Raw genomic sequence first — 2,166 nt, 5'->3', positions numbered from 1 at the left:
TGCGTGTCATCTGTCACCAACGCGGGATCACCTTGCAGACGGCGCGGTCCAGCCGGGCCGTCGATCGCGACTATCTCGTCATAGCGTTTGAACTCCGTGTGCCGCCCCAACGCGTCGCCGTACGCCAAACCGAACATGCAGCCGCTCGCACGTCGCTGGTTGCTCATCGCCACTTATCCTCTCGACGGGTACCGATTCTGCACGGCAAGGCAGACACGTGCATCGGCGCCGTCGAGTCAGTGTCTGCGGGGAGGGCGTGGGGCGCGCCCTCGCGCAAGCGCCATCTCTGGCGACCCGGAATAGCCGGTGCGCGCGAGTACGTCCCCTGGCTCTTCGTACGAGGGTGCCAAGGCTGCTGTTCGTGGCCTGAACCGCAGGTTCGCATGCGCGACTTTCATCGGTACTGCCATGATCAGTTCATCGCAGGTCGCTGTGGAGTTCTCGTCGAGGCACTCGAGTCTGAACGCTGACTCGCAAGTCAAGCACAGAACACATTCGCCGGTCGTGGACCCGAGCGGCACGAAGAAGACGTGCGAAGTAGTCTCCCAGATCCGGTACTGATATCTGCGCTCCGCATTGCAATAGAGACAGAAGAACGTGCCGCTCGCCCTGAGCCCAACGTTGACCGACTTGCCTGTGACAAGTACGAGCAAAACCTTGACCCCTCCAACCCGCAACCCGCGCAGCTACGCGGTAGCCGGAGGCTAGCAGCCGTACCAAAGCGCTGTTAGCCCCTGAGCTATGGCTACCGAAGATGAGTGAGTATGGGGATCCTGGCTCGAATATCATAATTGTACGAGCTTGTTCGCATGCTACTTGTGCTGACGCCGAGTTCGAATCGGCATACGCCATCGTCACCGCTTCGCAGGTTCGGCTTCGGCACGCGGCTGCTCTCGGTTGTGTTGCTGCCGATGGCCTTCGCGGTCGCACCGGGACGTGCACAGTACGTCGCTTGCCGATAGGCCTCGTGTGGGCCTCATGGCTTTTTATCCGGCCGAGAAGCTGGCCGACCGATCCCCACCGTTCGTCTTTCGCTAGGCCAACGGCGTGACGTCGATGCGGTTTCCCCGCAGCCACCCCGGAGATCATGGCGGCATCGATATGCTGCGGTCGTGAAAATGCTGGCATGGGGTGGGGAGCCAGGAGTGGTGGCCATAGGCTCCGAGGCTCAAGGGATATTCGCGTTCGGCCAACAGGCGCGTGGGGTCTTTGCCTTCGGACAGATCGCCACCGGGGTCGTCGCGTTCGGGCAGCTCTCCACGGGTGTGGTCGCCGTGGGCCAGTTGGCCCGCGGGGGGATCGCGGTGGGGCAGGGCGCGCTGGGCTTGGTCGCCGTGGGCCAGGTCGCGGTCGGTGTTGGTTGGGCGGCGGGCATGGGAGTCGGCGGCACCGCTGGCCCGCTGGCGGTGTACGGGCTCTTCGGTCGCGTTCGGCGCAGGCAGTTGGCTGACGGCATGCGGTGGATCAGGATTCGGTTAAGGCGCTCGCTCGGCCAGGCTCGCGGGATGGTTCAGGACGCCGTGCCGCTCTGGCCGATGACCGACCGCAGGCCGTGGACGAGAAGACGGGCCGCTGGGACCGTGTTTCGTGCCCTGGGAGTAGCGGCGATCAGCGTGATCTGGTGGATCACGGCCGGCCAGGCCATGATCCAGGCGGCTACAGGAGAGAGCTGAAACACAGGCCGGGGCAGAGCCACGGCAGATGTCGCGACGATGCGGCAGACGTGGGCATGCACACGAGCACGCCCGTGTGCCCGGGCTGACCTGTTCCTCGTCGGCGGCGCGGCTATCGCAGTCGCGTACGACAGTGCACGTGCCACCCGAGATCTCGACGCTGTCTTTCTGCCCACTGAGGTTTTCTCTGTAGTGGTTACGTGATGATGCGGTGCTCGAATTGGGTGAGGACGAGGGCTGCTTGTGTGATCTTCCCGATTCTGCGTGGGCTGAGCATGATGTGTTGCAGCGTGGTCCAGCGCTGGGTGAGTAGGGCGAAGCCGCGTTCGCCGAGGCAGCGCAGCGCTCTCAGGAGCCGGTTGTAGGTGCGGGTGTCCGGGTCGAGTTCGTAGCCGTTCTTCGGCTGCTTGACCGGGGTCAGTACGCCCTGGCCTGCACCCTCGTACCCGCCGTCGGCCAGGAACGCCAGGTTCCCGGTGTATGGGCCGAGGGC

General features: G+C 64.4%; 3 protein-coding genes. 1 reads left to right on the top strand and 2 read right to left on the bottom strand.

The window, feature by feature from the left end; all coding sequences use genetic code 11:
• The coding region (locus tag VGS97_RS29620; protein WP_349262169.1) for an ADP-ribosylglycohydrolase family protein at nt 1-167 on the bottom strand (167 nt) is incomplete at its 3' end.
• Nucleotides 168-1,148: 981 nt separating this feature from the next.
• Between VGS97_RS29620 and VGS97_RS17290 the strand changes: the two genes are divergently transcribed.
• Nucleotides 1,149-1,673 carry a hypothetical protein gene (locus tag VGS97_RS17290; RefSeq protein ID WP_326854590.1) on the top strand — a complete coding sequence of 175 codons (525 nt, stop codon included), beginning with the start codon at nt 1,149-1,151 and terminating at the stop codon, nt 1,671-1,673.
• A gap of 196 nt (nt 1,674-1,869) precedes the next feature.
• On the opposite strand, the gene VGS97_RS17285 is transcribed toward VGS97_RS17290, so the two are convergent.
• A partial coding sequence (locus VGS97_RS17285; RefSeq protein WP_326854589.1) for a transposase family protein occupies nt 1,870-2,166 on the bottom strand: 297 nt, incomplete at its 5' end.

The organism is Actinocrinis sp., assembly GCF_035946395.1.
In the GTDB taxonomy this organism is placed as follows: domain Bacteria; phylum Actinomycetota; class Actinomycetes; order Streptomycetales; family Catenulisporaceae; genus Actinocrinis.
Note: the sequence above shows the minus strand (reverse complement) of the source record. Positions and strands in the feature narration are given on the sequence as shown.